The following is a 25,777-nucleotide window of genomic DNA, read 5'->3' as shown; positions in this document are numbered from 1 at the left end:
TTGATGGATGAAGATCGAATTCAACAACAACGTCGCGATCAAGATGAAGACGCGACCCGGAAACGAGCGGCGATTTTAGGCCTGCAGTATCTGGATGCTCGCGAGTTTGAGCAGACAATTCCGCTGATTCGTGATATTTTGACGATTGAAGAGATGTATAACGGACACGTTGTGCCGCTGGCGATAAACCCTGACGAGCAGTCATATCGGTTTGGCATTACGTCACAGACACCACAATCATTAGTAGCAACGATGACTAATAACTACCGCGAGCAGGGTATTATTGCTAAGTTCTTTCTAATATCGGCCTCGGGCTTTAGGTCGTTAATGCTGCGATTTGATCCGCCAAAGAAAGTGATTTATGATAATATCGAAATTGCCAAAGAGGGTGATAGTGACACACTCCAGCAGGTCAGCCAGACATTAGCGACCGTCGGCACGAACGACGTGTTTAACTATTTGATCGATCAGGCGGATCGGCTGAATGCGTCGGATATTCATATTGAGAATCAGCGCGATACTATTCGGGTGCGGATGCGCGTTGATGGCGCGCTGCACTCGGTGGCGGAGCTGGGCCGTGATCGTTATCGAGTTATCATGGCAGCGCTGGCTTCGCGAGCAAATATTTCGACGGCGTCCAATGAGCCGCAGTCGGGGCACATGCAGCAAGAAATCCATCGTGACGGTATATCACACCTCCTTAACCTCCGTGTCGAAGCAGTGCCAACCATGTATGGTCAAGACGTAGTGCTGCGCTTATTTAATTTTGACACCTCGATGTTGAACCTAGACTTGCTCAGTATCGGTGCGGCTGAGCGGGCGCAAATTGATGAGATCATTTCCCATCCGCGTGGTCTGGTGCTGTTAGTTGGGCCAACTGGCTCGGGTAAGTCAACGACTTTGTACAGCATTCTCAATGCGCTCAATACGCCGGATCGTAAAGTGATTACACTGGAAGACCCAGTAGAAAATACCATTCCCGGCATTACGCAGATCCCGATTGATACGACGGCTGGCCAGCGGTTTGATGATGGGCTGCGTAGTGTGCTGCGCCTCGACCCGGACGTGGTGATGGTTGGCGAGATCCGTGATCAGGAAACGGCCAAGACAGCAATTCAGGCGTCGATTACCGGGCATCTGGTGCTGTCAAGCTTTCATGCTAACTCGACGTCAGCGGCATTTAGTCGAATTATTGATATGATCGGGCAGAATCCAATTTTTAGTTCAGCGGTGCGCCTATTGATCGCTCAGCGGCTGGTGCGGCGCCTGCATGATGAGAGCAAGGAAGAGTATGAACCAGATGAGGCAACACGCAACTGGGTAAAGGAGGTCTTGCGGGATCTACCGTCACATGTTGATTGTCCTGATCTTGATACGTTCAAGCTGTGGCGACCCGTGGCGACCGACGAGGTGCCGTTTGGCTATAAGGGGCGTATCCCGGTAATGGAGCAATTGGTGGTGACTGAGGAAATTCAGAAGTTTCTACGTGGCGATATTGCTGATGTGCACACCGAGGCGATTGAGGCTACAGCCAAGAAACATGGCATGGTGACGCTGCTGCAGGCGGGCGTGCTAGCGGCTTTGCGCGGCGAGACGACACTTGAGGAAGTTAATCGAGTTATCTAGTGGACATCAAAAAGCCACGCTAAGGCCATCACTCCGACGGTTTCCATTATGATTGTTAGCATATGCGAATAGGGTTATGTGATAACACGAGCGACGGTTGACGGCACTCGCTCATCAAATGGCGAAGGAATGACTTCATCGGCCGTTGGGTTTTCAACTAGTGCCGCCAGTGCTTTGGCTGCTGCGAGTTTGTGCTGGTCGGTGATTTTTTTCACACTATGATCGAGCGCCCCGCGGAAGATGCCTGGGAAGGCCAAGGAATTATTAATTTGGTTTGGAAAATCGCTGCGGCCAGTAGCGATGACTGCTACGCCCGCCTCTCGGGCGACGTCTGGCATGATTTCTGGTACCGGGTTTGCCAGGGCAAAGATGATTGGATCCTCGGCCATTTTCTGCACTAATGCAGGTGTGAGCAGCCCAGCGCGCGACACACCGATGAACACGTCAGCATCGGTGATGGCGTCGTCAATGGAGCCGGATTGTGAAGCGTCGACGTATTCTAACAGTGCAGTTTTTTCCGCATTCAAATCAGTGCGAGACGCACCAACAATGCCGCGGCTATCTACTGCCATGATGTTCCTCGCGCCGTATAAGTGCAATAATTTGATGATGGCTGTACCGGCTGCACCCGCGCCAATGACTACAAATTTACAGTCTGCCAAATTTCGTCTCGTCAATTTCGCGGCATTGATCAGCCCCGCCAATACCACGACTGCGGTACCGTGCTGGTCGTCATGAAACACGGGGATGTCCAGTTCAGCTTTCAGGCGCTCTTCAATCTCAAAACATTTCGGTGCGGCGATGTCTTCTAGGTTAATCGCCCCAAAGCTCGGTGCGATTGCCTTGATCGCAGTAATAATTTCTTCTGGTTGGTGAACGTCCAGTACAACCGGCACAGCGTCGACATTAGCGAAATGCTTGAACAGCAGCGCCTTGCCTTCCATCACCGGCATGGCGGCTTTCGGTCCCAAATCGCCCAAGCCTAAAATCGCTGAGCCGTCAGAAATCACGCCGACTAGATTATTCGTCCAGGTGTACTTTGGTAAATCCGCTGGGTTTTCGGCAATCGCCTGGCTGACCGCACCCACGCCTGGGCTGTAATAGGCGCTTAATTTGTCACGGTCCAGTTTCTCCTGGTCACGCAAACTAGTGGTAATTTTACCCTTATATTTCTTGTGTAATTCAAGTGCTAGTGTATTGTAATCCATGCGGTCAATTATAGCGCAGTTTGGTGAAGTTTTCAGGAGTTGCTATCTTTGGGTAATTGTGCTAGAATTGATAACTAATTGTATCGGTGACATTAAATATCGAGTCTTTCAGTGTGGAGCTATAGGGATACAACTATATGGCCAGCTGTTAAGATCCCGAAACAGAGGAAAACAGTATGAGTTTTGAACTAATCAACAAAGTCAATCAAGCACAGAAAAAGCAAGCAGTTGTTGATGTCCGCAGTGGTGACACCGTGCGTGTGTACCAGAAAATTAAGGAAGGCAACAAAGAGCGTATCCAGATGTTTGAAGGTGTGGTTATTCGCACCGACAACAAACAGTCACACACCTCACGCATCACCGTTCGTAAAATTGCTTCAGGTGTTGGTGTGGAAAAATCATTCTTGCTGCACAGCCCGCTGATCGAGAAAGTGGAAATTGTCCGCCGCGCTAAGGTTCGCCGCAAGTTCCTCAGCTTCTTGCGTAAGCGCTCTGGTAAATCAGCTCGCTTGACTGCCAAAAACTTTGACCGCGTAGCTGTCAACAACGTGCATGACGCCAAGGCTGAAGCAGAAGCTGAACGCTTGAAAGAGGAGGCCGCACAGGCTGCCGCTGCCAAGCAAGCCGAAAAAGACGCTGCTCAGGCAGAACTTGACGCCAAGGCTGCCGAGGTCGCAACTCGCCACAAAGAAGCGTAATTAGTTTTGAGACACATAGGCCGCTCTCTCTGGGGGCGGTTTTCTCATGGTATAATGCCAATATGTCGATCTTTCACTATATCTCTGTGTTTGTTCCGGTGGCTTTGGCGTGTGCAGTGCCATATGTGTTGCGCCGCCATGGCTTCACCGACGAAAAGAAGTATCGCTGGTTGTTATACCTTGCCTGTGTGTTATTCTTCATCTCGTGGTATTTGCCGTCGCCGCTCATTGAGGGGCGAGACACCAGTTTTACGACGCATTTCGTGGGCGGCGGGTTGTTTACGGGACTAGTGTGGGTATATTTGGTGCTGGCGACACGCTGGCGGGCGCACTGGTTGGTGATGGCGTTCTCGGTGTTTGCGTTGGTGTCGGCGCTGGGCTGTATCAATGAACTGGCGGAATTATTTATGGTCAAGGTTGGTTTGGCGCACATCACGTTAGACGATACCAATTGGGATATCTTGGCGAACACATTGGGCACGGCGGCGGTGTGGCTTGGTTGGGTGGTCGTAAGATTAGCGGCAAAAAAGGGCCAGCACGCGCATGATTCTCGGCATTGATGAAGTTGGACGCGGGCCATGGGCGGGGCCGCTGGTGGTCGGTGCGGTGATTTTGGGCGGTGCCGAGATTGAGGGTTTGGATGATAGTAAAAAGTTGACTAAAAAACGCCGCGAGACGCTGGACGAGGTAATTCGTGAGCAGGCGGCTGCCTGGGCGCTAGGCTGGGTGAGTGCCAGTGAATTGGACGATGTTGGCATGAGCCAGGCATTACGGCTGGCGACGCGGCGGGCGGTGAAGCAAATTCAGTCGCAGTGTAAAGCGAATAATGTGGCGTTTGATGAAATTATCATTGACGGGACGGTTAATTTTTTGGCGGATACGGCACTGGAGCGATACGTGACGGTGATGGCCAAGGCCGATGGTTTGATCCCCGGCGTGTCGGCGGCGTCGATTATCGCCAAAGTAGCGCGTGACCAGTTTATGGCTGAGCAAGACGTGGTCTATCCGGGGTACGGCTTTGCGTCAAATGCTGGCTATGGCGTGGCCAAGCACCGCGTGGCGATTGAGCGGCTGGGTGTGACGCCGCTGCATCGGTTGAGCTTTGCGCCGCTACAAAAGTATGTGGGTAGCATGAAGTCACAGAATCTGCACCAGAAAAAGTCAAGTGCTCTACCGAATGAGTCGCCTGTCGGATATCCTCAGAAAATAATTCGGGACCCACGTAAAGTTGCCCAAATTTTTTCCGAGGATATCACTCCAGTCGATTTTGTAGACACCGAAGATGTTATGCAAATCGATGTACCAAATACCGCTCCAGAAACGGAAAAATTAGCAACAACTCGCCAAATTGGGGATAGGGGTGAACAGGCCGCCGCAGATTGGCTGACGACTGATGGTCATGAGATTATTGCCCGCAACTGGCGGACGCGGTACTGTGAAATCGATATTGTTAGCATGAAAGATGATGTGCTGTATTTCACCGAAGTCAAATATCGCAAGAATTCCAGATATGGTGATGGCTTGGCGGCGATTACCAACAAAAAACAGCGACAAATGCGCTTTGCAGCTGAGCTATTTATGATAAAACATCCGCAACACGAGGGGCGTGATATGCGGATGTTAGCTATAGCTGTCGACAGGGATTACAACGCCGAATGCCTAGTGGTGTAGGGTATAAATTTGGCGATGTGTCGTTAGTTAGGGTCTCGGTTGATTACTGCACTTTCGATGGAACAGTCTTCTATGGTGGCTTCAAATATATTGTTGCCGGCTGGCGTGTCGATAACGCGTGTTTTGAAGCCTGTGTCGCCTCGTGAGCAAAGGGCGGTTATCTCAAGAGTATGTGGAAATAGCTCACCCCTTGGCGTAGGATTACTGCTTGGTTCATTTATACCAGTAACTATGACATTGCCGCCGCCGGGGCAACCAACAGTAACTACTCCGAGCCTTGGCTCTCTAGTTATATTATATTCGTAAGTTTCAGCACTCTCAATCTGCGGTACTGCTAACGAATCGTGGCCGCAAGCCACGGAGACAGTCTTGTGTTCGGTGGTTCTCTTCCCTGAGCAGCCTACGACTCCAAATGCGGCTGTGCCAGCCATTAAAGCCCAAGCCACGGCCTTTTGCCCCAGCCTACGCGCGGTGTCAGCTATTTGGTGTAGTGTATCTCTCCGGTCTCCCTGGCTACCAATAGTGTTGTGATTTCCCATAGAATCTCCTTAAATTGAGTTAATTTATTACCTCAAACACGTGCCAACTCCACTCAGTGTGACTAAATGTTTATCCGTGATTATACCACTTGATATTACATAAGTCAATAGTAAAAGCGTATAACTCACATTACTTATTAAGCGCATCAATAACCGCGGCCTGATCCCGCTCAATCAGTGCTACTCTGCCAGCGATTTCGCGGATGCCCAGATCAATGGTGCGGGTCAGGGCTGGTTCGGCGCGCAGCGGCGTGGTAAATTCGGTGAAATCGTTTAACTCATCGCGGGTCAACAGAGCGCTGGCGGCGTAGCGGATAAAAGTATCGTAGCTTTTATCGCCGCCAAAGGTATCTTTCACCCACGACCAATTTTCTTTCAGCCAATTCCAAGCAATTTGCCGGTTTTCCCGCGTACGGATCAGATAAATAAACCAGCGGCTGGCATCTTGTGGACGTATGATAGTAGTATCCTTGATCGCTGTTAAAATTTGCTCGGTAGTTGCTGGATTCTTCGTCGAGGTCAAGCTTAGTGCGATATCAACCTGCAGGTCGGCTGACGGCGTATTCTGATATATCGTAAAAAGCTTGTCAATCATTTCTGGCGTCTCAAACTGTCTGACATTGGCGTTGATGATCAGCGGGCGAATTTCGGCCGGTAAATCATCTGGGTCGGTTTCGTCAAAGCGTCGTTTGGCCTCCGTGAGCGCTACTGAATCCTCACCATATAACATCAAACCCAGCGCTGCCGTGCGCCGCTCGCGATCATCATCAGACTCGCCGCTCCGTTCATCCCAGCCAAGTTCCATGAAGGTATCGTGGGCAAATTCAGCAGAAATCTGCTTGAGCCGAGCACGTCCTGCTTCGTTATCGTCAACAAATTTCCGTAATTCCGCCAGCGCACCGGCCGCCATACTAAAAACCTTCTCATTGGTCTCGTGCTGAAAAACGCATACCAGCGGTAGCAGCGCCGCCGAACTTTCTCGTCCAGCCCGTGTTAGCAGCGTCATGTCTTGCAGTAAGCAAATTTTATCTAATGTCGGTAATTCTGCCGCCTTTTCGATCAATCGGTCTCGCATTACTGAGTCGTAATGCGTTACGAAATGTCCGTTCAGTCCGCAGTTCAGTCGAACGTCGCTATTTATCGTAAATGTTTTCTCGCGCTCGGTCAGAATATCATCAAGCGGCTGATTGGCGAACAGCGGAATCGGCCACAGGACGTCGGACGGCTGATGATCACCGATGAAAAAGCGTTCCTGGCGCAGGGTGGCGGTAGGTTGTCTATCAGAACTATCTTGCTCGACCTGTATAATCGGCAAACCTGGCTGCGAAATCCAAGTGTTCATCAAGTCAACAATCGGCTGTTCGCTGGCGGTTTCTAGCTCCTGCCATAAATCATTACCAACAGTGTTTTGGTAAGCAAATTTTTCAAAATATGACTTCAGCCCTGCACGAAACGCCTCCTCGCCGATCAGCCGCCGTACCATCACCAGTAGACGCCCGCCCTTTGCATAGACAATTGCTGGGTCAAACAACGTGCTGATCTCATCCGGATGATTAACGTCGGCCTGCACTGGCTGTACACCGTCCAGGCTATCGCGCCGCAGTGCCGCGGTGACCTCGCTTGTCGCAAATTCCTCCCACATCCGCCACTCAGGGTGTAGCGCGTCGACCGCCACGTATTCCATCATGTTAGCGAAACTTTCGTTCAGCCACAGGTCATTCCACCACTGCATGGTCACTAAGTTGCCAAACCACTGGTGGCTGAGTTCGTGAGCGATGACGGTGGCGATAAAGCGTTTGGACGATTCCGGCGTTAATTTCGGGTCAGCCAGCAGGCAGCTTTCGCGGTAGGTGATGAGTCCCCAGTTTTCCATGGCGCCCGAAGAGAAATCTGGCAGCGCTACGTGATCGGATTTTGGCAGCGGATATGGCACGCCAAAATATTCATCGTAAAAATCAATTGAGTGAGTGGCGATATCCAGCGCAAAATCTAGGGTCTCCTCGCTCTGAGCTGGTGTGGCCCAGACATTTACCTCGACGCCAGAACTAGTGCGGGCAGTTTTCTTGTGTAGTTCGCCGACAACGAAAGCCAGTAAGTAGCTGCTCATCCGTGGTGTGGTGGCGAAGGTGGTTGTTAGCACGCCGTCGTCTTTAGAAGATTTGGCGACGGGCATGTTGCCTAGGACGGTTAGTTCCGGAGCAGTCACAAGCGTGACGTCATAGGTGGCTTTGGCAGCTGGCTCGTCAACGCACGGGAACACTTCCCGGGCATGGTGTGATTCAAACTGGGTGGCAAGCAGCTGCTTTTTCACGCCGTTGTGGGTAAAGTAGCACGGATACAGCCCGTGCATGGCGTCGGTGATAGTGCCAGAAAACTCAACACGAACGGTGCGCTGGCCGCTGGATAAATCTGGGCGCGATAGGCGCAGCTCATCAAATTCATCATGGGAAAACTCAGCTGGCTGATCGTCAATTAACGCTGAATGAATGGTCAAGTCTTTGGTGTGTAGCGAAATTAATTCATTAGTTGACTCGCCAGAAATGATTACCGTGCCAGAAAACACTTTTTCTTCAGCGTGCGTCAGATCGAGAGTTAATGTGTAATGATGTGGTATAAAGGTGTCGAGTAGGCGTGGAACTGTTTTCATACTTTCATTATAATATAGATTATGGCAACGGGGAAAATAAGGCGTCGGCAAATCATGGTACTGCTTGTCATGGCGGTGGTGGGTGCAGTAGTGTGGGCGGTGCAACTGCAGCAGCCGCGGGTCGCGCCGACTTCGCCGTCTATGCAGCAGCAATTGTTTGGTGATTCAAACGCTCAAGCGGAGTTAGCTAAACTAGAGGTTAAAGGTCGCGCACCTAAAACGGGCTACAGCCGCAAACAATTTAGTGATGGTTGGGGTAAAATGAGTGGCTGCTCGGTGCGTGAAGTAATTTTGGCGCGGGATCTAACGGAAACAAAAATTGACGATAAATGTCGCGTGCTGGCCGGGACACTACGTGACCCGTATACCGGCCGAACGATCAAGTTTCAGCGCGGGCCAGAGACCTCGTCGAAAGTACAAATCGATCACGTGGTGGCGTTGAGTGATGCGTGGCAGAAAGGTGCACAGCAACTACCACGTGAGGAACGAGAAAAATTGGCAAACGATCCGCTGAATTTGTTGGCCGCTGATGGTCCGGCCAACCAAGCCAAAGGCGATGGCGACGCCGCAACCTGGCTGCCTCCTAACAAACCGTTTCGCTGTCAGTACATTGAACGACAGGTAGCGATCAAGCGTAAATATCGTCTGTGGGTAACAAATGCAGAAAAAGAGGCGATGGGCAAGGTGTTGGCCAGCTGCGGCTCGACGTGATGAGTTGAGCTTCCGAGGACTTGATTGGTTGCAAATATTGCCCAAACCGCTTATACTAAACCCATGAAGATTTATCTTGGTTCAGATCATCGCGGCTTTGCATTGAAAGAAAAAGTATTTGCGTATTTGGCAAAGAATGGTTACGTGGTCGAAGATGTCGGTGGTCGTGAGCTCAATCCTGATGATGATTTTCCGCAGTTTGCAGCGGCAGCGGCGCTGCGGGTGATTGGTGATGATAGTGACGGTAACCCACGGGCGATTTTAATTTGCGGCGGGGGTCAAGGTATGTGCATGGCAGCGAACCGTTTCAAGGGGATCCGCGCCAGTGTTATCTGGGACGCACATGAGGCGAGGATGACCCGGCGTGATAATAATTCGAATGTACTGTGTCTACCAGCCAGGGTTCTCGAGGATAACGAAGTTGCCTGGAAGGGCATTGTTGAAACGTGGCTCAATACTGCATACGCGGATGCCCCGCGGTATAATCGGCGCAATGCGCAACTGGATGAAATCGTATGAGTAGTGTTATCGCCCCGGCAATTTTGGCAGAAAATGCCCAGCAATACAAAGAGCAGGTTGATAGAATCACTGGCTTTGCCGAGCGGGTACATATTGATTTGACTGATGGTGAATTTGCGCCAACCGTTACGATTGGTATTCCAGAGTTATGGGCGCCAGAAGGTTGGACGATTGATATTCATGCCATGGTAAACAAGCTGGATGAGTATGTGCCGAAGTTGATCACGCTGAGGCCGCACTTGATTATCATTCATGCTGAGGCCAAAGGCGACGTGCTGGGGGCACTCAAGGAAATTAAGCGTTCAGGTATCATGGCTGGATTGGCACTATTGAGACCAACGGTGCCGCAAACTGTTGAAGAACTTATTAAGGAAGCAGAGCATGTCTTGATTTTTAGCGGTGAGCTAGGCAAATTTGGCGGAACAGCCAGCCTGATGCAGCTGGAAAAAATTCGGCTCGTCAAGATGATTAATCCGAACGTTGAAATTGGCTGGGATGGTGGTGTGATGGTCGACAATGCTTATAGCCTTGTTCAGGGCGGTGTGAACATACTGAATGTTGGCGGGACAATTCAAAAAGCGACTGATCCGCCGGCAATGTTCGCTAAACTCCAGCAGGAAATTAGCAAGACGGGTGTGCTCGGGTAGTTTGCTATGAGCGAACTCACGATTGGCCGGCTAGAAGAGAGGGCGCGAGAACTACGACAGCTGGTTATTCGTCAAGTAGCAGCCGCCGGCAGCGGTCATGTGGCGGGACCGCTGGGGTTTGCTGATGTGATGGCGGTGTTGTATTTTCAGATGCTTAGATTGCGGCCAGAAGAGCCGGATTGGTCTGATCGCGATCTGTTCGTCATGAGTAACGGCCATTATGCGCCACTGCTATACGCAGCGATGGCGATGCGCGGATTTTTATCGGAATCAGAGTTAATGAGTTTGCGGCAGTTGGGCTCGCGGCTACAAGGGCATCCGGAGCGAGTGAAATTACCAGGGCTAGAGACGACCAGTGGGCCGTTAGGCTGCGGTCTCAGCCAGGCTGCTGGCATGGCGTACTATCTGCAGCACTTACAGAGCTCAGATCGCCTTGTATATTGTAGTTTAGGTGACGGTGAACTTAATGAAGGCAATATTTGGGAGGCAGCGATGTTTGCAGCTAAGTATAAATTAGGTCGCCTAATCGCCATCATTGACCGTAATACTATTCAAATTGGCGGCAGTACTGAGCAGGTCATGCCGCTGGATGATTTGGGCGAGAAATGGCGCAGTTTCGGCTGGCAGGTGCAGGAAATTGACGGGCATGACATGGCGCGAATTATCGCGGCAATTGAAGCAGCACAGGCAGTGCGCGAGCAGCCGAGCATGATCATCGCGCATACGATACCCGGGCGCGGCGTTGATTTTATGGAGGGTGATTATCGGTGGCACGGCAAGGCGCCGAATGCTGAGCAGGCCGCCGCAGCGCTGGCGCAATTAGATCTATCAGCCAAGAAACGGCCAGAAGAGGGGATGGGCGTATGAGCGTATTGCGGGACGATTGGCGCACGGGAAATACCGCGTCGATGCGGCTTGGTTTTGGTCGTGGGTTAGTTCACGCGGCATTGAACAATTCCCAAATTGTGGCCTTAAGCGCTGACCTGGCAGATAGCGTCGGCTTTGGCGAATTTGCCGAGCAAATCGGTGCACCGCGGTTTATCGAGGTTGGTGTGGCAGAGCAAAATTTGGTAACAGTAGCGTCAGGGTTAGCAGCGATGGGTAATATCCCGTTTGCGGCCAGTTATGCGGCGTTCAGCCCGGGGCGGAATTGGGAGCAAATTCGGACGACGATTTGCCTGAATGATCAGCCGGTCAAGCTGGTCGGTTCACATGCCGGGCTGAATGTTGGTGCGGATGGTGCGACGCACCAGATGTTAGAGGACATCGCGCTGATGCGGAGTTTACCAAACATGGTAGTCTTGGCACCGGGCGATGCCTACGAGGCCGAAATGATGGCAGCAGTGATGGCAGCTGATCCGCGGCCAAATTACGTGCGGTTGCCGCGAGCTGATATGCCGCTGTTTTTGGATGGCGAAGCGCTGATTGGCCAGGCGTCTGTACTGCGGCAGGGTACCGATGTGGCGTTACTCGGTACTGGCACGATGACGTATCAGCTGCTCATGGCGGCAGAACAATTGGCGTACGCCGGCGTTCAGGCAGAAGTCGTGCATTTTAACACTATCAAGCCGCTGGACGAAGCAGCGGTCATTGCTGCCGCCCAAAAGTGCGGCCGTGTGGTGACAGCAGAAGAAGGGCAAATCGCCGGCGGATTTGGCAGTGCGGTGGCGGAAGTACTCAGTGAAAAATTACCGGTGAAAATAAAGCGCATCGGCGTCCGCGACCAGTTCGGCGAAAGCGGCTCGGTAGCTGAATTATGGCAAAAGCATGGACTAGATGTCGAAGCAGTTGTCCGGCACGTAAAAGATGACCTGTCATTTATTTAGGCTTGCGCAGACGCCAGGGAATTTCTCGAGCGTCCACAGCTATACAGGAAATTGTCACAAGTGTCGCGATCTCCCATGCTGCTGCATAAGTGAAAATACCGAGTTCCCTCATGAGGATTGACCCCATGATGAGCCAAAAGATAAGGCCAGCATTTTGACGAAAGCCGTACAAAAATAAATTGTAAAACCCCTTCGCCTCTTTTCATTTTCCGTCACCACTGCTATAATAACCATAAGTAGCATAAGGGATAAAAGGGTATATGGGACTGACAATTTCTGACATTCGGCGCAATACCACGCATGCGCGCCATTTGATGCAGCGGACACGGGCGCAGCACTTTGCGGTCGGGGCGTTTAATATTGATAATCAAGAAACGCTGATCGCGGTGGCGCGAGCGGCGCAGAAGCTCCAATCGCCGGTGCTGGTGGAAGTATCGGATGCTGAAGTTAAAGCCATGGGGCTGGAGAACGTACGCGATTTGGTGGATAATTATAAGGCTGAATACGGCATTGAGATGTATTTGAACTTGGATCACGGTCCGACGGTGGAGGGCTGCAAGCGGGCGATTGACGCGGGTTATGAGTTTGTGCATATTGATATTTCCCAGGCAAATCATGATGCCTCGGATGAGGAAATCATTGCCAAAACTCGCGAAGTTGTCGAGTACGCCAAGTTCACTGGCGCGTTGGTGGAAGCCGAGCCGCATTATTTTTGGGGTTCGTCAAACGTCCATACCGAGGCGATTGACTATGAAGAAATTAAGAAAACCTTTTCCACGCCAGAGGGCGCGCGTGATTTCGTAGAGGCGACGGGAATTGACACTTTTGCGGCGGCGATTGGTAATTTGCACGGATTGTACCCGGTGCCGAAAGTGCTGGATTTGGAATTATTAGCGCGTATCCGCGAAGCGCTGCACTGCCAGATTTCGCTCCATGGCGGATCAGGCACGCCGCTGCATTATTTTAAGGCTGCGGCGAAAATTGGCGTTTCTAAAATTAACATTAATTCCGACATGCGCTACGCTTTCCGCACGACGCTGGAAAAAACCTTACGTGAAAATCCAAACGAATACGCCATCGTCAAACTAATGCCACCAGTGTACATGGCCGTTCAGGAGGTGGTTGAGACGAAAATTCAGGCCTTCGGTTCAGCCGGAAAGGCGGTGGTGTAATGGCAAGAATTATTACTGTTGGTGCTGGTGTGCAGGATGTTTTTTTAAGCCAGTCAGACGCCTTGGCTCCGGTGTGCGACAGTCCAGAACGTTGTTTTGCTAAGTTAGAACTTGGTGCCAAGGCCGACGTCAACCAGATCCATTTTTCGACAGGTGGGGGTGCGACGAATGCCGCGGTAACCTTTGCCAGGCAGGGCCACGAAGTGATGTTTTTGGGCGTTGTCGGCCGTGATCCGGCTGGCCAAGCAGTGCTGGATGATCTGGACGCCGAGAATGTTGATACGCGATATGTTCGATTTTCCCAAAAATACAATACGGGCTACTCGGTATTGTTATTGGCGCCAAATGGTGAACGGACAATTTTGACGTATCGCGGCGCATCAACGCATTATCACGCGGCTGATTTTACCGTGGCGGATATTGAGGCTGATTGGCTATATGTGTCGACGCTAGCAGGTCAGATGACGGTCTTGGATAAGGTATTTCGTGAGGCACGAGCAGCTGGTATGAAAATTTGTTTTAATCCAGGTAAGCGAGAGCTAGTGCAGCGGGAGAAGTTAATGGGACTATTGGGTGATGTAGAAGTATTGGCATTAAATAAAGAAGAAATGCAGCAGTTGGTACCGGGTGATGATCTGGAACAATTAGTGCGGCGAGCGAAAGAGCTCGTGCCGGTGGTGTTGCTGACAGACGGCGTGAATGGCTCGATGGCGTCTGATGGTGTAACGATTGTCAGAGCAGCGATGTACGAGGATGTGCCAGCAATTGATCGGACTGGCGCAGGTGATGCATTTGCCAGTGGCTTTTTGAGTCAGTGGGCTCATGGCGCCCAGCTGAAGGACGCAGTAGTATTTGCCAGCGCAAATTCAAGCTCGGTCGTCAATCATATTGGTGCTAAAACCGGTATCTTATATCAAGGTGCGCGACTACATGCCATGCCACTAAGCGAAAAGGAGTTTTAATGTCAAGAAACTTAACAAAATTATTGGGTGATTCAGTGCGGACACGGGTTGCTGTGAGCGAGCTCAGACGGATGGCCGGCGATGATAGCGATGTGAGGTTGATTACTGAAATTTTAGCTCGGGCTCATTCAATTATCCGTGCACTTGGGCTTGATCCGGCGGACACGACGGGCAGAGAAGTGTACCAGGCGCTAATGGCTGCTGCGCCGCGAATTGACCAGATAGCCTGGGCGAGAGCTAGCGACTGGGTGATGATGGACTTTGACGGGCAGGTCATCTCGTTTCATCCGGTGGATATCGTCGAAAATTACCATCATCAATTACCATACGGTCAGCATCGTATCGAATCTGGTAAGCGTGGGCTTGGCTATGAAATAACCCGTCGTTTTTCAGCCCATCCGCGCACGCACACGCCGACTGTTGAGCGCGTTGTCTGCGAGGGCGGGATTTGCTATGTTGCCTCGGCCGTCAGTGAGCCAGTCAAGTCCGCGTCGCCGTTCCAGTTACCGGTAGCCAACGCTAAACCAAAACGCCGCAAGTCAGCTGCCGTGCCCGTAAAATCTAAAAAATCTGCTAGCAAAAAACCTCATAAAAAGTCCCAGCAAAACGCAAATACCCTAAAGAAATCCCAAAAAGTCTGAATTGACACGATAGGTGATCAGCAATAGGTCTTATTTGCTTGTACCAGCTCAATGATCTCATCGACGCTGTCGGTGATGGTGTAAATATCCAGGTCTTTCTCGACAATAGCTCCCTCGGCCAGCATATGATTGCGGAAAAAGGCGTCCAAATCGCTCCAAAACGCTGTATCGAACAAGATTACCGGTGCGCGGTTGGCTTTTTCAGTCTGGATCAGAGTCAATATCTCCGCCAGTTCATCCAACGTGCCGAAGCCGCCTGGGAAATAAATATAGGCATTAGCAAACATCGTCATGACGATCTTCCGCGGGGCAAAGTGCTGAAACTCAAACACCTCGGTAGCATACTTATTAACTTCCTGTTCATGCGGCAGGCGAATATTGAATGCGATCGATTCACCGCCAGCAGCTCGCGCTCCCTCTTGGACGGCCTTATTAGCGCCTTCGTTGGCGGCGCCCATGATGCCGTGTCCACCACCAGAAACAATGGCGTAACCGAGCTTGGCTAACTGCTCAGCTGTTTCTTTTGCAGCGTCATAATAAGCACTATTTGGATCAGTACGTGCTGAACCAAAGATAGTTACTGTTTTCTGATATTTCCGAAGAATTTCGTAGCCACTCTGGATTTCATCTTCCATCTTACCGAGGCGGAACATCGCAGCCTGTAGCTGTACATCGCGCGGAATACATGTATTTTGTGGAGTCATTGAAGTGCCCTTTTTGTTTTATCGCTAATAACTGGTTAACTATATCATGAAAAGTTGTTATTTGTCAATAATGCTACAATAGTAATGATATGAGCGCCTTTAATCTCGTCTCCAACTATCAGCCGACCGGTGATCAGCCGACGGCGATTGCTCAGTTGGTGGACGGTTTGGAGCGGGGCGAGCGCGAGCAGACGTTGCTGGGCGTGACCGGTTCGGGTAAAACCTTTACCATGGCAAATATTATTGCCCGAGCCAACGTGCCGACACTGGTGTTGGCACATAATAAGACCTTGGCAGCGCAGCTGTTTTCTGAGTTTAAGGAGTTTTTTCCGGATAATGAGGTGCATTATTTCGTCAGCTATTTTGATTATTATCAGCCGGAGGCCTACATTGCGTCGAGCGATACCTACATTGAGAAGGACTCGAAAATCAATGATGAAATCGATCGACTGCGGCATGCCGCGACGTCGGCACTGTTAACGCGGCGCGATGTGATCATTGTGGCCAGTGTCAGCTGTATTTACGGCATCGGTTCGCCGGAGACGTATGCTGATATGGCCATTCAATTGACGGTCGGTGAGCGGCGGGTGCAGGATAAGTTTATTCGCTTGCTAACTGATATTCAGTATAAGCGTAACGACGTTGATTTTGCGCGCGGGACTTTCAGGGTGCGCGGCGACGTGGTAGATATTTTCCCAGCCGGGCAGGACACGGCGGTGCGAGTGGAATTTTTTGGCGATGAAGTTGAGAGACTCACGCGAATCGATCCGCTGACTGGCGAGATTTTGGATCAACCAGCTAGCCTGACGATTTTCCCGTCCAGTCACTACTCGACGCCGCGTGAACGAATTGAAAAAGCCATCATCGGCATCGAAAAAGAGTTTGACGAGCGACTGAAGTGGTTTGAGTCTCACGACAAATTGTTGGAGGCGCAGCGCCTAGCTCAGCGCACCAAATATGACCTAGAAATGCTCAAGGAAACTGGCTTTGTCAAAGGCATTGAGAATTATTCGCGCTATCTGACCGACCGTGAGCCGGGTGAGCAGCCGGCGACCTTGATTGATTATTTTCCGGACGATTGGCTGCTGCTGGTCGATGAGTCGCATATGACCTTGCCGCAAGTCCGCGGCATGTATAACGGCGACCGGGCGCGCAAGGAAGTGTTGGTGGAGCATGGGTTTCGTTTGCCGAGTGCGCTGGATAACCGCCCGCTGAGGTTTGATGAGTTTGATCAACATATTCACCAGGCGATTTATGTTTCCGCTACGCCGGGCGACTATGAAATTGCTCATTCGCCAAAGCCGGCTGAGCAGTTGATTCGGCCGACGGGGCTGCTTGATCCGCCGATTGAAGTGCGGCCAACTGAGGGGCAGGTCGATGATTTGATGGAGGAGATTCGCCAGACCATCGCTAGCGGTCACCGCGTACTGGTAACCACCTTGACCAAGCGCATGGCCGAGGACTTAAGCGCTTATCTGACGGACAATGGCGTGAAAACGGCGTATCTACACAGTGAAATTGACACGCTGGAGCGCGGCGATATTCTCAAAGATCTGCGGCTGGGGACGTACGATGTCTTGGTTGGTATCAATTTGCTGCGTGAAGGCTTGGATCTGCCGGAAGTAAGTCTGGTAGCGATTATGGATGCTGATAAAGAAGGGTTCCTCCGTAGTGAGCAGGCGCTGATTCAGACGATTGGCCGGGCGGCGCGGCACGTGGATGGGCGGGTGCTGATGTACGGCGACAATGTGACTGACAGTATGCGGCGGGCGATTGATGAGACGAATCGTCGTCGACAAATTCAGCAGCAATATAACGAAGAGCATGGCATCACGCCGCAAACCATCCAGAAGAAGATTGACGATGGCCTGCGCTCCATCATCCCGCAAAAAGAGTCGGACAAAAAGCCAAAGCTAGACTTAAAGAAGATTCCAAAGGACGAATATCCAGCGCTAATCAAGGAGTTGACTGGTCAAATGGAGCTACATAGCGCCAATCTAGAATTTGAAAAAGCCGCTCAGCTGCGTGATTTAATTGCAGAAATTCGCCAGACCATGTAGAATGAGGGTAGCATAAGCGGAGGTAATAATTATGACACAAAAGACAACAGCAGCAACACCAGAGGTGGCGCAGCCGGTGCAGGATGCAGGTGTTCCACCAGTACCACAATATGCTCCACAACCGACAGCGTACTACCCCCAGGCTGCTACCGATCCGGGTCGCGGTAAGGCAAAATGGCTGACATTTGAGTATTTACTAGCAATGGTATCGACGGTCGTATCGGCGGTATTGTTTGCGCAAGTACTGGGGTCGTTGTTTACTGCTTGGGCAAAGGTTAATGGTGCAACGACAACGACGATAACTTCGATTGGCGGTTGGCTGGCCGATATATTATCGATAAACATGGTAACGCCGGGAACGGGTATAGTGATGGCGGGTGTATTGGCAACACTGTTTGCAATCGTTGCGCTCATCACATTTGGTCGCGTCTCACGGGCTATTCCAGATCGTGACAGCTACACCAGTAGTACGGCGTATAAAGTAGTAACATATGGTGCATTTGGTGCTTTGGTAATTCCAGCAATTGTGCTGACGGCAAAGTTAGTAACAGTCCTCATCAGCTCGCTACTATTTGTCGGCGCTGGTGACGCTGGTACAGTGTATGGTGCGCTGTATCTCGGTGAGTTTGTACCATATCTCCTAGGGCTAGGGGTAATCGGTGCGACGCTGTGGATGCTTAAGGGGATTATCTCTGGCCGCAACACATCTAAGACGATGTCTCTGATCCTGTTGGGCGCAACAGGGGTGGTGCTGATTGCTGGAGCTATCACGGTAGCCGTTCAGGTGCACGATACTGGGTCCACATACACTAAAACCAATGTACAGCGCAATGTCCGTTCGACGATGTGCGATAAATACGGAGTCGGATGTGACTAATAAGACATCTGGGTGGGATAAGGACGGTGGGTTTGTGTTGCCGACCGTCCTTGTGGCGAGCATTATGCTGCTGCTGATCTTGCTAGCTGGTCTCCAGCTGGCGTCGGCAGCAGCTAATGCCTTGATGGAGCAGTATTATAATCAGCTGGCGCGTGAAGCGGCTGAGGCCGGCGTGGTGCGGATGAATGAATGTATCAGTCGTGGTCATGACAGCGCCATTGCCTCGGGCGTGCGTCCAGGTACCGATTGCCGCGGCAATGGTACGGCGATTGACGTATTTCGTAATGACAAATTACGTTCGTATTTTATTGGTGAATACACCTCAACAACTAACCCGCGGCGTGCTGATGTCAAGGGTTACCTTGAGTTGATTCGAAAATCTGATGGCCGCCCGTATAAAACCTATATTTACAATTCACGCCAGCAAGCTATCCCGGAAGTTGATTTTAAGGGAACGCGCGCCAGTAAGCGCTGGTGGTGTATCGGCGGGTCAGTCTGTCTCGATTTCGGTGTGGGCGGGTCAAATAAACCGACGCCACACCCTCATCCAACACACTCAAGTGGCCCATCCCATGAGGGTCTAACGACGATTTCCGATCGTAATGGTAATTTGAAATTCTACTCTGACGGACTTCGTATCTGGAACTCGGCACGGAATATTATGCAGGTTGATAGCTCGGCTCCCGATGGCAATCCAACATGTGACGATGGTCAAACAGCATACTATAGTGAATCACCACAGGGATTATGCGGTTCGCGTACTGGTACGCAGGCGGTGGTTGCTTTCCCGATCAATAAGGAAGAGTCTAAATATCTCGTAGTATCAAACTCGGCAAATGGTCGTGAGCGGGCAAAATTCGGCACGCTATACTACCACGTCGTTGATTTTACCAATGATCCACTCGGACGAGTGACGAAAAAGAACATGTCTATTGGCATGGCGGGCAGTTTTTCGCGCAACTATTCTGGCGAGGCGATGAATGCCGTGCCGAATAATGCGGGAAATGGTGCGGTGGTGTATACCTATCGGCCGGGTTCACCGAATCAAGTCTATGCCTTCAATATTTTCTCGACTGACAACGGAGCAACTATTCAGACGCCAAATGCAGCAGTGTATAATGTACCGTCTGGCCCGGCTCAGCCGTGTATCGTGCAACCAAATCCATCAAGCCCTTCACGAACGGGATTCGGCTCGATTAACTTTAACAACGAGGCTACCAAAATGTTAGTGTTTATGGGTGGTAGTGCCTGTCCAAATCGTAATGGTAACGCTGGAGTATTACACGTATTTGATATATCTGGGGCTGATACCAATATGACACCAATAGCTCACTGGTCAGTTGGCGTGCATAACAACAACCCACTTGACAGTAGCTTAGGATATGCTGCTGATTTCTCGCCAAATGGTGACCACGTCTACGTCTCGAAGTTATATATTGGTGAATTATTCCGCTATGATATAACAAGTCGTAATAGTAGCACTATTAAAGCGAGCGAGCGATTCATCGGCTTCACTAGCTGTGAGCATTTTAGGGACTGTGCGGTTGCCGACTCTCTACCAAACTCGTCAGTGCCGAATCAACCTAGCTGGATGGGTCCTGGCTTTGGTGGCGATGGCGGCGGACAAGTTTTACGTGGCCCGGATGGTCGAGTATATGTGGCAGATCGTGGTGCCAACAAGATTAGTTATATTGAACGACCAGACGCACCAAATGCGGCAACCGATGCAGCAACGGCGGCAGCTATCGGCTGGAACCGCGGTGGGTTATCGCTTGGTTCTGGGATCAGTAGGTATGGCCTACCACAGATGGTGACGCTCCATTCGCCGCGGCTGCTGAGTTATTAGGTTTTCCTCGAGACAGTGCTATAATAGACTGCATGACAACTATTTCTACCAGTGACATTCAGCACTTGGCGAGTTTAAGTAGTCTGGCATTAGCCGATGATGAAGTTGATGGACTGCGCCAGGATTTGGAAAACATAATTAGCTACATTGAGCAGCTGAGTAAGCTTGACACAGCTGGCGTAGAGCCGACCTATCAAGTAACGGGGCTAGCGAATGTCTGGCGCGAAGATGAGGTCCAGTCAGGTGTTTCCAGGGAAGCGCTGCTTAACTTGGCACCCGAAAAACAGAATAATCAAGTGAAAGTGCCGCAGGTGCTGTGATGAGCCAGATTAGTGATTTTGCCGGAAAAAGCGCAGTCGAAAATGTCAAGGAAGCTTTGCGGCGGGTGCGCGACATTGAAGATTATCACGCACTGCTCAGTTTGACAGAAGAGCGGGCTTTGGAGCGAGCCGCGAAGGTTGATGGGGGTGAAATTTCTGGCAGGCTGGCTGGTGTGCCATTTGTAGTGAAGGATAATTTCTTGGCCTTTGGCGCACCGACGACTGCTGCCTCAAAAATGCTCGAGAATTTTAACGCGCCGCTGCAGGCGACGGCGGTTGAAAAATTGGAGGCCGAAGGTGCAATTTGCATCGGCAAGGCGAACTTGGACGCCTTTGCTCACGGCGGTTCGACGGAAAATTCAGCCTTTGGTCCGACCAAAAACGCTGCGGATAAAACTCGAGTAGCCGGCGGCTCGTCGGGCGGCTCGGCGGTAGCAACGGCGCTTGACGTGGTGCCGTTTGCGCTGGGAACAGATACTGGCGGTTCAATTCGCCAGCCCGCCAGCTTTAACGGCGTGGTCGGTGTCAAGCCAACCTACGGCGCGGTCAGCCGCTACGGCGTGGTGGCTATGGCCTCGAGCACGGATACCATTGGTTGCTTTGCGACGAACGCTGATGACGCTAATCTGGTGATGGAAATCATGGCGGGTCGTGACGACAAGGATATGACCACGCTGCCTGACTTTTGGCAGAACCAACCAGGCTTTACTAAGAAGAAAATTGGTTTGGTTAAACAATGTATGACTGACGATGTGGACGCGGCAGTTCGCCAGAAAACGCTTGATTATGCTGAAAAACTAAAGCAATTGGGCTATGAAATTGAAGAGGTAAATCTGGACATGATGCAATATTCGCTGGCGATGTACTATATTATTGTGCCGGCAGAGTTGTCGTCAAATCTAGCGCGCTATGATGGCGTGCGCTATGGTCACCGAGCGGCTGAGATAAAAACGCTGGCGGAATTGTACGGCTGCAGCCGTAATGAAGGTTTTATGACGGAGAATAAGCGGCGGATTATGATTGGTAGCTTTGTGTTGTCGAGCGGCTTTTTTGACGCTTATTACATGCAGGCGCAAAAAGCGCGTACGCTACTCATCAACGAGTTTAAGCAGTTGTTTGCCGAGTACGACGCGCTGCTGACGCCAACGGCACCAACGCCGGCATTCAAACTTGGCGAGAACACTAGTGATCCGATCAAAATGTATTTGTCTGATATCATGACCGTGCCGGCCAGTCTGGCTGGACTACCGGCAATTTCCGTACCAGCTGGAAGCAACGATGAAGGATTACCGATCGGCGTGCAGCTAGTTGGTAATTACCGTTCGGACGGAAGCCTGCTGAAACTGGCGGCGGAAGTGGAGGTCATCTGATGGATGGATTGTTGATCGCGCTAGTGGTGGCGGCGCTGGTGATCGGTGGCCTATTGATGCTATTCATTCAGTTGACGTCGAAGCGAACAGAGAAGCTCGACCGGGAACTATACCGAAAAGTCTGGCAGGCGGTGCAGCGTGTGGCCGATACAAATAACCCCGACAGTCTGCAGATGGCGATTATCAAAGCTGACAAGCTGCTCGACCGGGCGATGCGCGAATATGGCGTTAGTGGCACGACGATGGGTGAACGACTCAAGGCGCGGCGTGGTCTGTGGACGAATGAGGACGCGGTCTGGTCGGCACATAAACTACGTAATCAAATTGCCCACGAAAGTCGAGTCACCATCACCACCCAGACATTCAAGCGGGCAATGGCCGCTTTTGAACAAGCACTAAAAGATTTGGGAGCGTTATGATGAGTGTATATGATGAATATGAAATGACCATTGGCATCGAGTGCCATGTCCAGCTGGCGACCAAAACTAAGCTGTTTAGCCCGGCTGATAATGACGCGCGTAATGCTGAGCCGAATAATAAAACGCACGAGATTGACTTTGGTCTGCCAGGAATGCTGCCGGTGCTGAATAAGCACGCTGTCGAACTGGCGGTGCGCGCCGGTAAGGCGTTGAATGCGCCGATTGCTCGCGTTAGCCGGTTTGATCGCAAGCATTATTTTTACCCTGACCTGCCAAAGGGTTATCAGACCTCGCAGATGTATCAGCCGATTATTTTGGCTGGTCATGTCGATGCACCGCTGGATGATGGTTCGCTCAAACGAGTGCGAATTCATCACGCGCACATGGAAGAAGACGCGGGCAAGTTGACGCACCACGATGGCTACTCGTTGGTTGACCTCAACCGCGCTGGCACGCCGCTGATCGAAATTGTTTCTGAGCCAGATATGCATTCTGCCGAGGAGGCCAAAGCGTACGCTTCGGAACTGCACAAATTGATGGTCTACGCTGGCGTGACGCACGGTGATTTGTATCATGGCAACATACGTTTTGATGTCAATATTTCGGTGGCTAAGAAAGGCGCGACCGAACTCGGCAAGCGCGCAGAAGTTAAAAACCTCAACTCATTCCGCAGCGTCGAGCGTGCCGCTGAATACGAGTTCAAGCGCCAAGTTGACCTGCTGGAAAGTGGTGAATCGGTGGTGCAGGAGACCCGCGGCTGGAGTGATGACAGGCAAATTACTACTTCACAGCGTTCGAAAGAAGACGCGCAGGATTATCGCTACATGCCCGATCCGGACATCCCGCCGATTGTTTTGACTGACGAGGAAATCGCCGGCATGCAGGAACATATGCCGCTGATGCCGGGCGAGTGCCGAGAGCGGTGGGCTGATCTGGGGCTGGATCATTCGGTGATTACGACGATCCTCGGCCATCAGCCGCTCGCGATATTGCTTGATGCTATCAAGACGCTGACGGTGCATAATGAGCAAGCTGTTCTCGATGAGTTGGGAGTTGACAAGATAAAATATCAGCGGCTGGTCAAGCGGATCTTTAACTGGTTTGCTTCGACGCCGGAGGGGTTGATTGATATGGATCTCATCGGGGAGGGTTATGTTGGGCCGCGTCGGTTGACAGAGTTGTCACTACTCGTCGAGGATAACGAGGTGAGTTCAACTGGCGGCAAAGAGATTTTCCTTAGTTTGTTTGATCGACAATATCTCAAACAGGGGCCGCGCGAGATTGCCGAGAGTAAGAATTTACTGCAGGTGTCTGACGAGAGGGTCATCACAGTCATCGTTGACGAAGTATTACATGACCCAGCCTCGGCGGCATCCATCGCTGACATTCGCTCGGGCAAAGACAAAGCTATCGGCTACCTCGTTGGTCAAGTCATGAAGCGCTCTAAGGGCCAGGCCAACCCAAGCCTCGCCCAGAAGCTAATCCGAGAGCGACTGCAATGAAAACATTCACGCGTATTCAACCAACCACCACGCAAACAGTCGGCGAGGCGTTCAAGCGCTCGGCCGTCATCAAGCGATATCAAACAGAGGATGGTGAACAGCATGAGTTTACGACCTTCTTTTCTGAGGAGTTAGTGTCAGTATTAGTGGTGGCAGTGACGACGGATAACAAGATCGCTATGACCTATCAGTTTCGCGCTGGCCCGGAAAAATGGCTCTATGATTTCCCCGGTGGCGAAGGCGAGCCGGGCGAGGAGGTAGAGGCAGTCGCGCGGCGTGAATTAATGGAGGAGACGGGCTGCACGCCGGGGCGCTTTGAATATGTTGGTGAATGCTATGAGGGCCCGTACATTAATATCAAGATCGCAGTGTACTTGGCGACTGACTGCGTGTACAATGGGGATGCAATCCATCTTGATGAAGCTGAAAGTAGCCAGGGCGCTGAACTACGGTTTGTTTCAGCGACAGAGTTGTTTGCCATCGCTCGGGCGGGTGATTTATGTGTAACAGGGCCATTCGCGCTTTTGTTTGATTATTTAGATAACCTACGACAGGAGGAACTATCATGAAAAAACCAACCAAGGCTATCATCGCTGCCGCCGGCTTCGGTACGCGGTTCTTGCCGCAAACTAAGGCTATGCCAAAAGAAATGATGCCGCTGATCGACAAGCCGATTATCCAATACGTCGTCGAGGAATTGGTCGAGGCCGGTATCAAAGATATCATTATCATCGGCAGCGCCAACAAACGAGCAATTGAGGATCATTTTGACAGGCCGAACGAGGAACTACTGGTCAATCTGCGGGCGGGCGGCGCCAAGAAACAGCCACTGATTGACATCGTGAATAATTTGTCGGAAATGGCAAACTTTGTTTACATTCGCCAGAAAGGCCCGTACGGCAACGCCACGCCATTGACCTGCGCCGCGCATTTGATCAATGGTGATGAGCCGGTTATTTATACCTTTGCTGATGACTTTATCGCTGCTAGCCCCAGCCGGTTCCGCCAGATGATCACTGCGGCGCAAAAATTAGACGGCGCGGTGCTATCGTGCAAGAAGATTGTTGATGACGCTGAATTTGATCGCTACGGCGTGGTTAACGGTGAGCAGGTTGCTGACGGCGTGATCAAGATGACGAACATCGTTGAAAAGCCAGGTAAGGCTAATGCTCCGTCTGATCTAGCGAGCGTCAGTAGCTATTTGCTGCCGGGCGAGTTCTTTAGCTATCTCGAGAAAGCCAAGCATGCGTTTGATGGTCACGGTGAATTTACGGTGCAGCCGATTATGCAGAGCATGATTGATGATGGCTATAATTTTTATGGCGTAGAAATTACCAATGGTACCTATTATGACACTGGCGATAAACTGGAATATCTCAAGACAGTGATTGATTTTGGCATGCGTGATCCGAAGCTTGGTGCGAGCCTTCGTGAATATTTGGTCAAGCGGCTTGAGGAAAATAGTGCCAGCTAAGTCGCCAAAAGAAAGTAGCCGTAAGGATGCTCGGGCTACCGGATCACGCCCGTCACTGGCCCATCGCGCCATTGATCGTATCAAGCGTGATAATGAAAACGGTGCTCGGCAGGCAATGATCGAAGATCTGTTTTTTGACTTTCATCGATCGCGTCGGCAGGTCTATTGGATGAACTTTTGGCGAGGTTTTTTCTTTGGCATGGGTAGCCTCGTGGGTGTGACGGTGTTGATCATGGTGTCAGCTTGGCTGCTCGGGCGGTTTGCTGATATCTTTCCGGCACTGGCGGATTTTCTCAATCAGCTGATTGATACCATGCAGCGCCGGCGCTAACATGCTA

General features: G+C 51.2%; 26 protein-coding genes. 22 read left to right on the top strand and 4 right to left on the bottom strand.

Annotation, left to right across the window (positions count from 1 at the left end; translation table 11 throughout):
- The first annotated feature begins 3 nt into the window (after positions 1–3).
- The gene (locus tag FBF28_03245; GenBank protein ID QJU08558.1) at positions 4–1,626 is read left to right on the top strand and encodes a type II/IV secretion system protein; all 1,623 of its coding nucleotides are present in this window, start codon (positions 4–6) and stop codon (positions 1,624–1,626) included.
- A gap of 74 nt (positions 1,627–1,700) precedes the next feature.
- On the opposite strand, the gene FBF28_03240 is transcribed toward FBF28_03245, so the two are convergent.
- Positions 1,701–2,834: an NADP-dependent malic enzyme gene (locus tag FBF28_03240; protein ID QJU08557.1), complete on the bottom strand. Its 1,134-nt coding sequence runs from the start codon at positions 2,832–2,834 to the stop codon at positions 1,701–1,703.
- Between the two features lie 176 nt (positions 2,835–3,010).
- Between FBF28_03240 and FBF28_03235 the strand changes: the two genes are divergently transcribed.
- The 3 genes from FBF28_03235 to FBF28_03225 all read left to right on the top strand — a co-directional run bounded on the left by FBF28_03235 (position 3,011) and on the right by FBF28_03225 (position 5,203).
- Positions 3,011–3,532 carry a 50S ribosomal protein L19 gene (locus FBF28_03235; protein ID QJU08556.1) on the top strand — a complete coding sequence of 174 codons (522 nt, stop codon included), beginning with the start codon at positions 3,011–3,013 and terminating at the stop codon, positions 3,530–3,532.
- A gap of 62 nt (positions 3,533–3,594) precedes the next feature.
- On the top strand, positions 3,595–4,092 hold the full coding sequence (locus FBF28_03230; protein QJU08555.1) for a hypothetical protein: 498 nt from the start codon (positions 3,595–3,597) through the stop codon (positions 4,090–4,092).
- Entirely contained in the window at positions 4,076–5,203 is a 1,128-nt protein-coding gene (locus tag FBF28_03225; protein QJU08554.1) for a ribonuclease HII, read from the top strand. Before FBF28_03230 ends, FBF28_03225 begins: the two co-directional genes overlap by 17 nt.
- 23 nt (positions 5,204–5,226) lie before the next feature.
- On the opposite strand, the gene FBF28_03220 is transcribed toward FBF28_03225, so the two are convergent.
- Both FBF28_03220 and FBF28_03215 read right to left on the bottom strand, forming a co-directional pair.
- Positions 5,227–5,742: a hypothetical protein gene (locus tag FBF28_03220; GenBank protein QJU08553.1), complete on the bottom strand. Its 516-nt coding sequence runs from the start codon at positions 5,740–5,742 to the stop codon at positions 5,227–5,229.
- A gap of 130 nt (positions 5,743–5,872) precedes the next feature.
- Positions 5,873–8,389 carry a M1 family metallopeptidase gene (locus FBF28_03215; protein QJU08552.1) on the bottom strand — a complete coding sequence of 839 codons (2,517 nt, stop codon included), beginning with the start codon at positions 8,387–8,389 and terminating at the stop codon, positions 5,873–5,875.
- 21 nt (positions 8,390–8,410) lie between these two features.
- On the opposite strand from FBF28_03215, the gene FBF28_03210 reads away from it, so the two are divergent.
- From FBF28_03210 to FBF28_03175, 8 genes are all read left to right on the top strand, one after another.
- On the top strand, positions 8,411–9,100 hold the full coding sequence (locus FBF28_03210) for an HNH endonuclease (protein ID QJU08551.1): 690 nt from the start codon (positions 8,411–8,413) through the stop codon (positions 9,098–9,100).
- A gap of 63 nt (positions 9,101–9,163) precedes the next feature.
- The gene (locus tag FBF28_03205; protein QJU08550.1) at positions 9,164–9,619 is read left to right on the top strand and encodes an RpiB/LacA/LacB family sugar-phosphate isomerase; all 456 of its coding nucleotides are present in this window, start codon (positions 9,164–9,166) and stop codon (positions 9,617–9,619) included.
- A complete protein-coding gene (locus FBF28_03200) occupies positions 9,616–10,266 on the top strand; it encodes a hypothetical protein (GenBank protein QJU08549.1) in 651 nt (216 codons plus the stop codon). Before FBF28_03205 ends, FBF28_03200 begins: the two co-directional genes overlap by 4 nt.
- Positions 10,267–10,272: 6 nt before the next feature.
- Positions 10,273–11,133, top strand: a complete 861-nt coding sequence (locus FBF28_03195) for a transketolase (GenBank protein ID QJU08548.1) — start codon at positions 10,273–10,275, stop codon at positions 11,131–11,133.
- Positions 11,130–12,092: a transketolase family protein gene (locus FBF28_03190; GenBank protein ID QJU08547.1), complete on the top strand. Its 963-nt coding sequence runs from the start codon at positions 11,130–11,132 to the stop codon at positions 12,090–12,092. Before FBF28_03195 ends, FBF28_03190 begins: the two co-directional genes overlap by 4 nt.
- Before the next feature lie 260 nt (positions 12,093–12,352).
- Positions 12,353–13,264, top strand: a complete 912-nt coding sequence (locus FBF28_03185; GenBank protein ID QJU08546.1) for a class II fructose-bisphosphate aldolase — start codon at positions 12,353–12,355, stop codon at positions 13,262–13,264.
- Positions 13,264–14,226, top strand: a complete 963-nt coding sequence (locus FBF28_03180) for a sugar kinase (GenBank protein ID QJU08545.1) — start codon at positions 13,264–13,266, stop codon at positions 14,224–14,226. The genes FBF28_03185 and FBF28_03180 overlap by 1 nt, the downstream gene beginning before the upstream one ends.
- On the top strand, positions 14,226–14,867 hold the full coding sequence (locus FBF28_03175; GenBank protein ID QJU08544.1) for a hypothetical protein: 642 nt from the start codon (positions 14,226–14,228) through the stop codon (positions 14,865–14,867). The genes FBF28_03180 and FBF28_03175 overlap by 1 nt, the downstream gene beginning before the upstream one ends.
- A gap of 17 nt (positions 14,868–14,884) precedes the next feature.
- Here the strand turns inward: FBF28_03175 and FBF28_03170 are convergent, their stop codons facing one another.
- A complete protein-coding gene (locus tag FBF28_03170) occupies positions 14,885–15,571 on the bottom strand; it encodes a TIGR00730 family Rossman fold protein (GenBank protein ID QJU08543.1) in 687 nt (228 codons plus the stop codon).
- Between the two features lie 89 nt (positions 15,572–15,660).
- Here FBF28_03170 and uvrB point away from each other — a divergent pair, with 89 nt between their 5' ends.
- From uvrB to FBF28_03120, 10 genes are read left to right on the top strand one after another with little or no spacing between them, the layout of a single operon-like run.
- The gene (uvrB, locus tag FBF28_03165) at positions 15,661–17,631 is read left to right on the top strand and encodes an excinuclease ABC subunit UvrB (protein ID QJU08542.1); all 1,971 of its coding nucleotides are present in this window, start codon (positions 15,661–15,663) and stop codon (positions 17,629–17,631) included.
- Between the two features lie 31 nt (positions 17,632–17,662).
- Positions 17,663–18,508 carry a hypothetical protein gene (locus FBF28_03160; GenBank protein QJU08541.1) on the top strand — a complete coding sequence of 282 codons (846 nt, stop codon included), beginning with the start codon at positions 17,663–17,665 and terminating at the stop codon, positions 18,506–18,508.
- Positions 18,501–20,354: a hypothetical protein gene (locus tag FBF28_03155; protein ID QJU08540.1), complete on the top strand. Its 1,854-nt coding sequence runs from the start codon at positions 18,501–18,503 to the stop codon at positions 20,352–20,354. Before FBF28_03160 ends, FBF28_03155 begins: the two co-directional genes overlap by 8 nt.
- Before the next feature lie 32 nt (positions 20,355–20,386).
- A complete protein-coding gene (gene gatC, locus FBF28_03150; GenBank protein QJU08539.1) occupies positions 20,387–20,674 on the top strand; it encodes an Asp-tRNA(Asn)/Glu-tRNA(Gln) amidotransferase subunit GatC in 288 nt (95 codons plus the stop codon).
- A complete protein-coding gene (gene gatA, locus FBF28_03145; GenBank protein ID QJU08538.1) occupies positions 20,674–22,044 on the top strand; it encodes an Asp-tRNA(Asn)/Glu-tRNA(Gln) amidotransferase subunit GatA in 1,371 nt (456 codons plus the stop codon). Before gatC ends, gatA begins: the two co-directional genes overlap by 1 nt.
- Positions 22,044–22,463, top strand: coding sequence for a hypothetical protein (locus FBF28_03140; protein ID QJU08537.1), 420 nt, complete (start codon positions 22,044–22,046; stop codon positions 22,461–22,463). The genes gatA and FBF28_03140 overlap by 1 nt, the downstream gene beginning before the upstream one ends.
- A complete protein-coding gene (gatB, locus tag FBF28_03135) occupies positions 22,460–23,965 on the top strand; it encodes an Asp-tRNA(Asn)/Glu-tRNA(Gln) amidotransferase subunit GatB (protein QJU08536.1) in 1,506 nt (501 codons plus the stop codon). Before FBF28_03140 ends, gatB begins: the two co-directional genes overlap by 4 nt.
- Positions 23,962–24,534: an NUDIX hydrolase gene (locus tag FBF28_03130; GenBank protein QJU08535.1), complete on the top strand. Its 573-nt coding sequence runs from the start codon at positions 23,962–23,964 to the stop codon at positions 24,532–24,534. Before gatB ends, FBF28_03130 begins: the two co-directional genes overlap by 4 nt.
- Positions 24,531–25,439: a UTP--glucose-1-phosphate uridylyltransferase gene (locus tag FBF28_03125; GenBank protein QJU08534.1), complete on the top strand. Its 909-nt coding sequence runs from the start codon at positions 24,531–24,533 to the stop codon at positions 25,437–25,439. Before FBF28_03130 ends, FBF28_03125 begins: the two co-directional genes overlap by 4 nt.
- Positions 25,429–25,770 carry a hypothetical protein gene (locus FBF28_03120; GenBank protein QJU08533.1) on the top strand — a complete coding sequence of 114 codons (342 nt, stop codon included), beginning with the start codon at positions 25,429–25,431 and terminating at the stop codon, positions 25,768–25,770. The genes FBF28_03125 and FBF28_03120 overlap by 11 nt, the downstream gene beginning before the upstream one ends.
- The last annotated feature ends 7 nt before the right edge of the window (positions 25,771–25,777 follow it).

It is taken from the genome of Candidatus Saccharibacteria bacterium oral taxon 488, from assembly GCA_013099195.1.
Classification (GTDB): domain Bacteria; phylum Patescibacteriota; class Saccharimonadia; order Saccharimonadales; family Saccharimonadaceae; genus Nanosynbacter.
Note: the sequence above shows the minus strand (reverse complement) of the source record. Positions and strands in the feature narration are given on the sequence as shown.

Coding starts and splice junctions, on each gene's coding strand:
- gatB (QJU08536.1), top strand. CDS start 22,460: ATGATGAGTGTATATGATGAATATGAAATGACCATTGGCATCGAGTGC.
- gatA (QJU08538.1), top strand. CDS start 20,674: ATGAGCCAGATTAGTGATTTTGCCGGAAAAAGCGCAGTCGAAAATGTC.
- FBF28_03185 (QJU08546.1), top strand. CDS start 12,353: ATGGGACTGACAATTTCTGACATTCGGCGCAATACCACGCATGCGCGC.
- FBF28_03205 (QJU08550.1), top strand. CDS start 9,164: ATGAAGATTTATCTTGGTTCAGATCATCGCGGCTTTGCATTGAAAGAA.
- FBF28_03125 (QJU08534.1), top strand. CDS start 24,531: ATGAAAAAACCAACCAAGGCTATCATCGCTGCCGCCGGCTTCGGTACG.
- FBF28_03240 (QJU08557.1), bottom strand. CDS start 2,834: ATGGATTACAATACACTAGCACTTGAATTACACAAGAAATATAAGGGT.
- FBF28_03180 (QJU08545.1), top strand. CDS start 13,264: ATGGCAAGAATTATTACTGTTGGTGCTGGTGTGCAGGATGTTTTTTTA.
- FBF28_03225 (QJU08554.1), top strand. CDS start 4,076: ATGATTCTCGGCATTGATGAAGTTGGACGCGGGCCATGGGCGGGGCCG.
- FBF28_03220 (QJU08553.1), bottom strand. CDS start 5,742: ATGGGAAATCACAACACTATTGGTAGCCAGGGAGACCGGAGAGATACA.
- FBF28_03230 (QJU08555.1), top strand. CDS start 3,595: ATGTCGATCTTTCACTATATCTCTGTGTTTGTTCCGGTGGCTTTGGCG.
- uvrB (QJU08542.1), top strand. CDS start 15,661: ATGAGCGCCTTTAATCTCGTCTCCAACTATCAGCCGACCGGTGATCAG.
- FBF28_03175 (QJU08544.1), top strand. CDS start 14,226: ATGTCAAGAAACTTAACAAAATTATTGGGTGATTCAGTGCGGACACGG.
- FBF28_03200 (QJU08549.1), top strand. CDS start 9,616: ATGAGTAGTGTTATCGCCCCGGCAATTTTGGCAGAAAATGCCCAGCAA.
- gatC (QJU08539.1), top strand. CDS start 20,387: ATGACAACTATTTCTACCAGTGACATTCAGCACTTGGCGAGTTTAAGT.
- FBF28_03210 (QJU08551.1), top strand. CDS start 8,411: ATGGCAACGGGGAAAATAAGGCGTCGGCAAATCATGGTACTGCTTGTC.
- FBF28_03160 (QJU08541.1), top strand. CDS start 17,663: ATGACACAAAAGACAACAGCAGCAACACCAGAGGTGGCGCAGCCGGTG.
- FBF28_03215 (QJU08552.1), bottom strand. CDS start 8,389: ATGAAAACAGTTCCACGCCTACTCGACACCTTTATACCACATCATTAC.
- FBF28_03245 (QJU08558.1), top strand. CDS start 4: ATGGATGAAGATCGAATTCAACAACAACGTCGCGATCAAGATGAAGAC.
- FBF28_03170 (QJU08543.1), bottom strand. CDS start 15,571: ATGACTCCACAAAATACATGTATTCCGCGCGATGTACAGCTACAGGCT.
- FBF28_03235 (QJU08556.1), top strand. CDS start 3,011: ATGAGTTTTGAACTAATCAACAAAGTCAATCAAGCACAGAAAAAGCAA.
- FBF28_03190 (QJU08547.1), top strand. CDS start 11,130: ATGAGCGTATTGCGGGACGATTGGCGCACGGGAAATACCGCGTCGATG.
- FBF28_03130 (QJU08535.1), top strand. CDS start 23,962: ATGAAAACATTCACGCGTATTCAACCAACCACCACGCAAACAGTCGGC.
- FBF28_03140 (QJU08537.1), top strand. CDS start 22,044: ATGGATGGATTGTTGATCGCGCTAGTGGTGGCGGCGCTGGTGATCGGT.
- FBF28_03195 (QJU08548.1), top strand. CDS start 10,273: ATGAGCGAACTCACGATTGGCCGGCTAGAAGAGAGGGCGCGAGAACTA.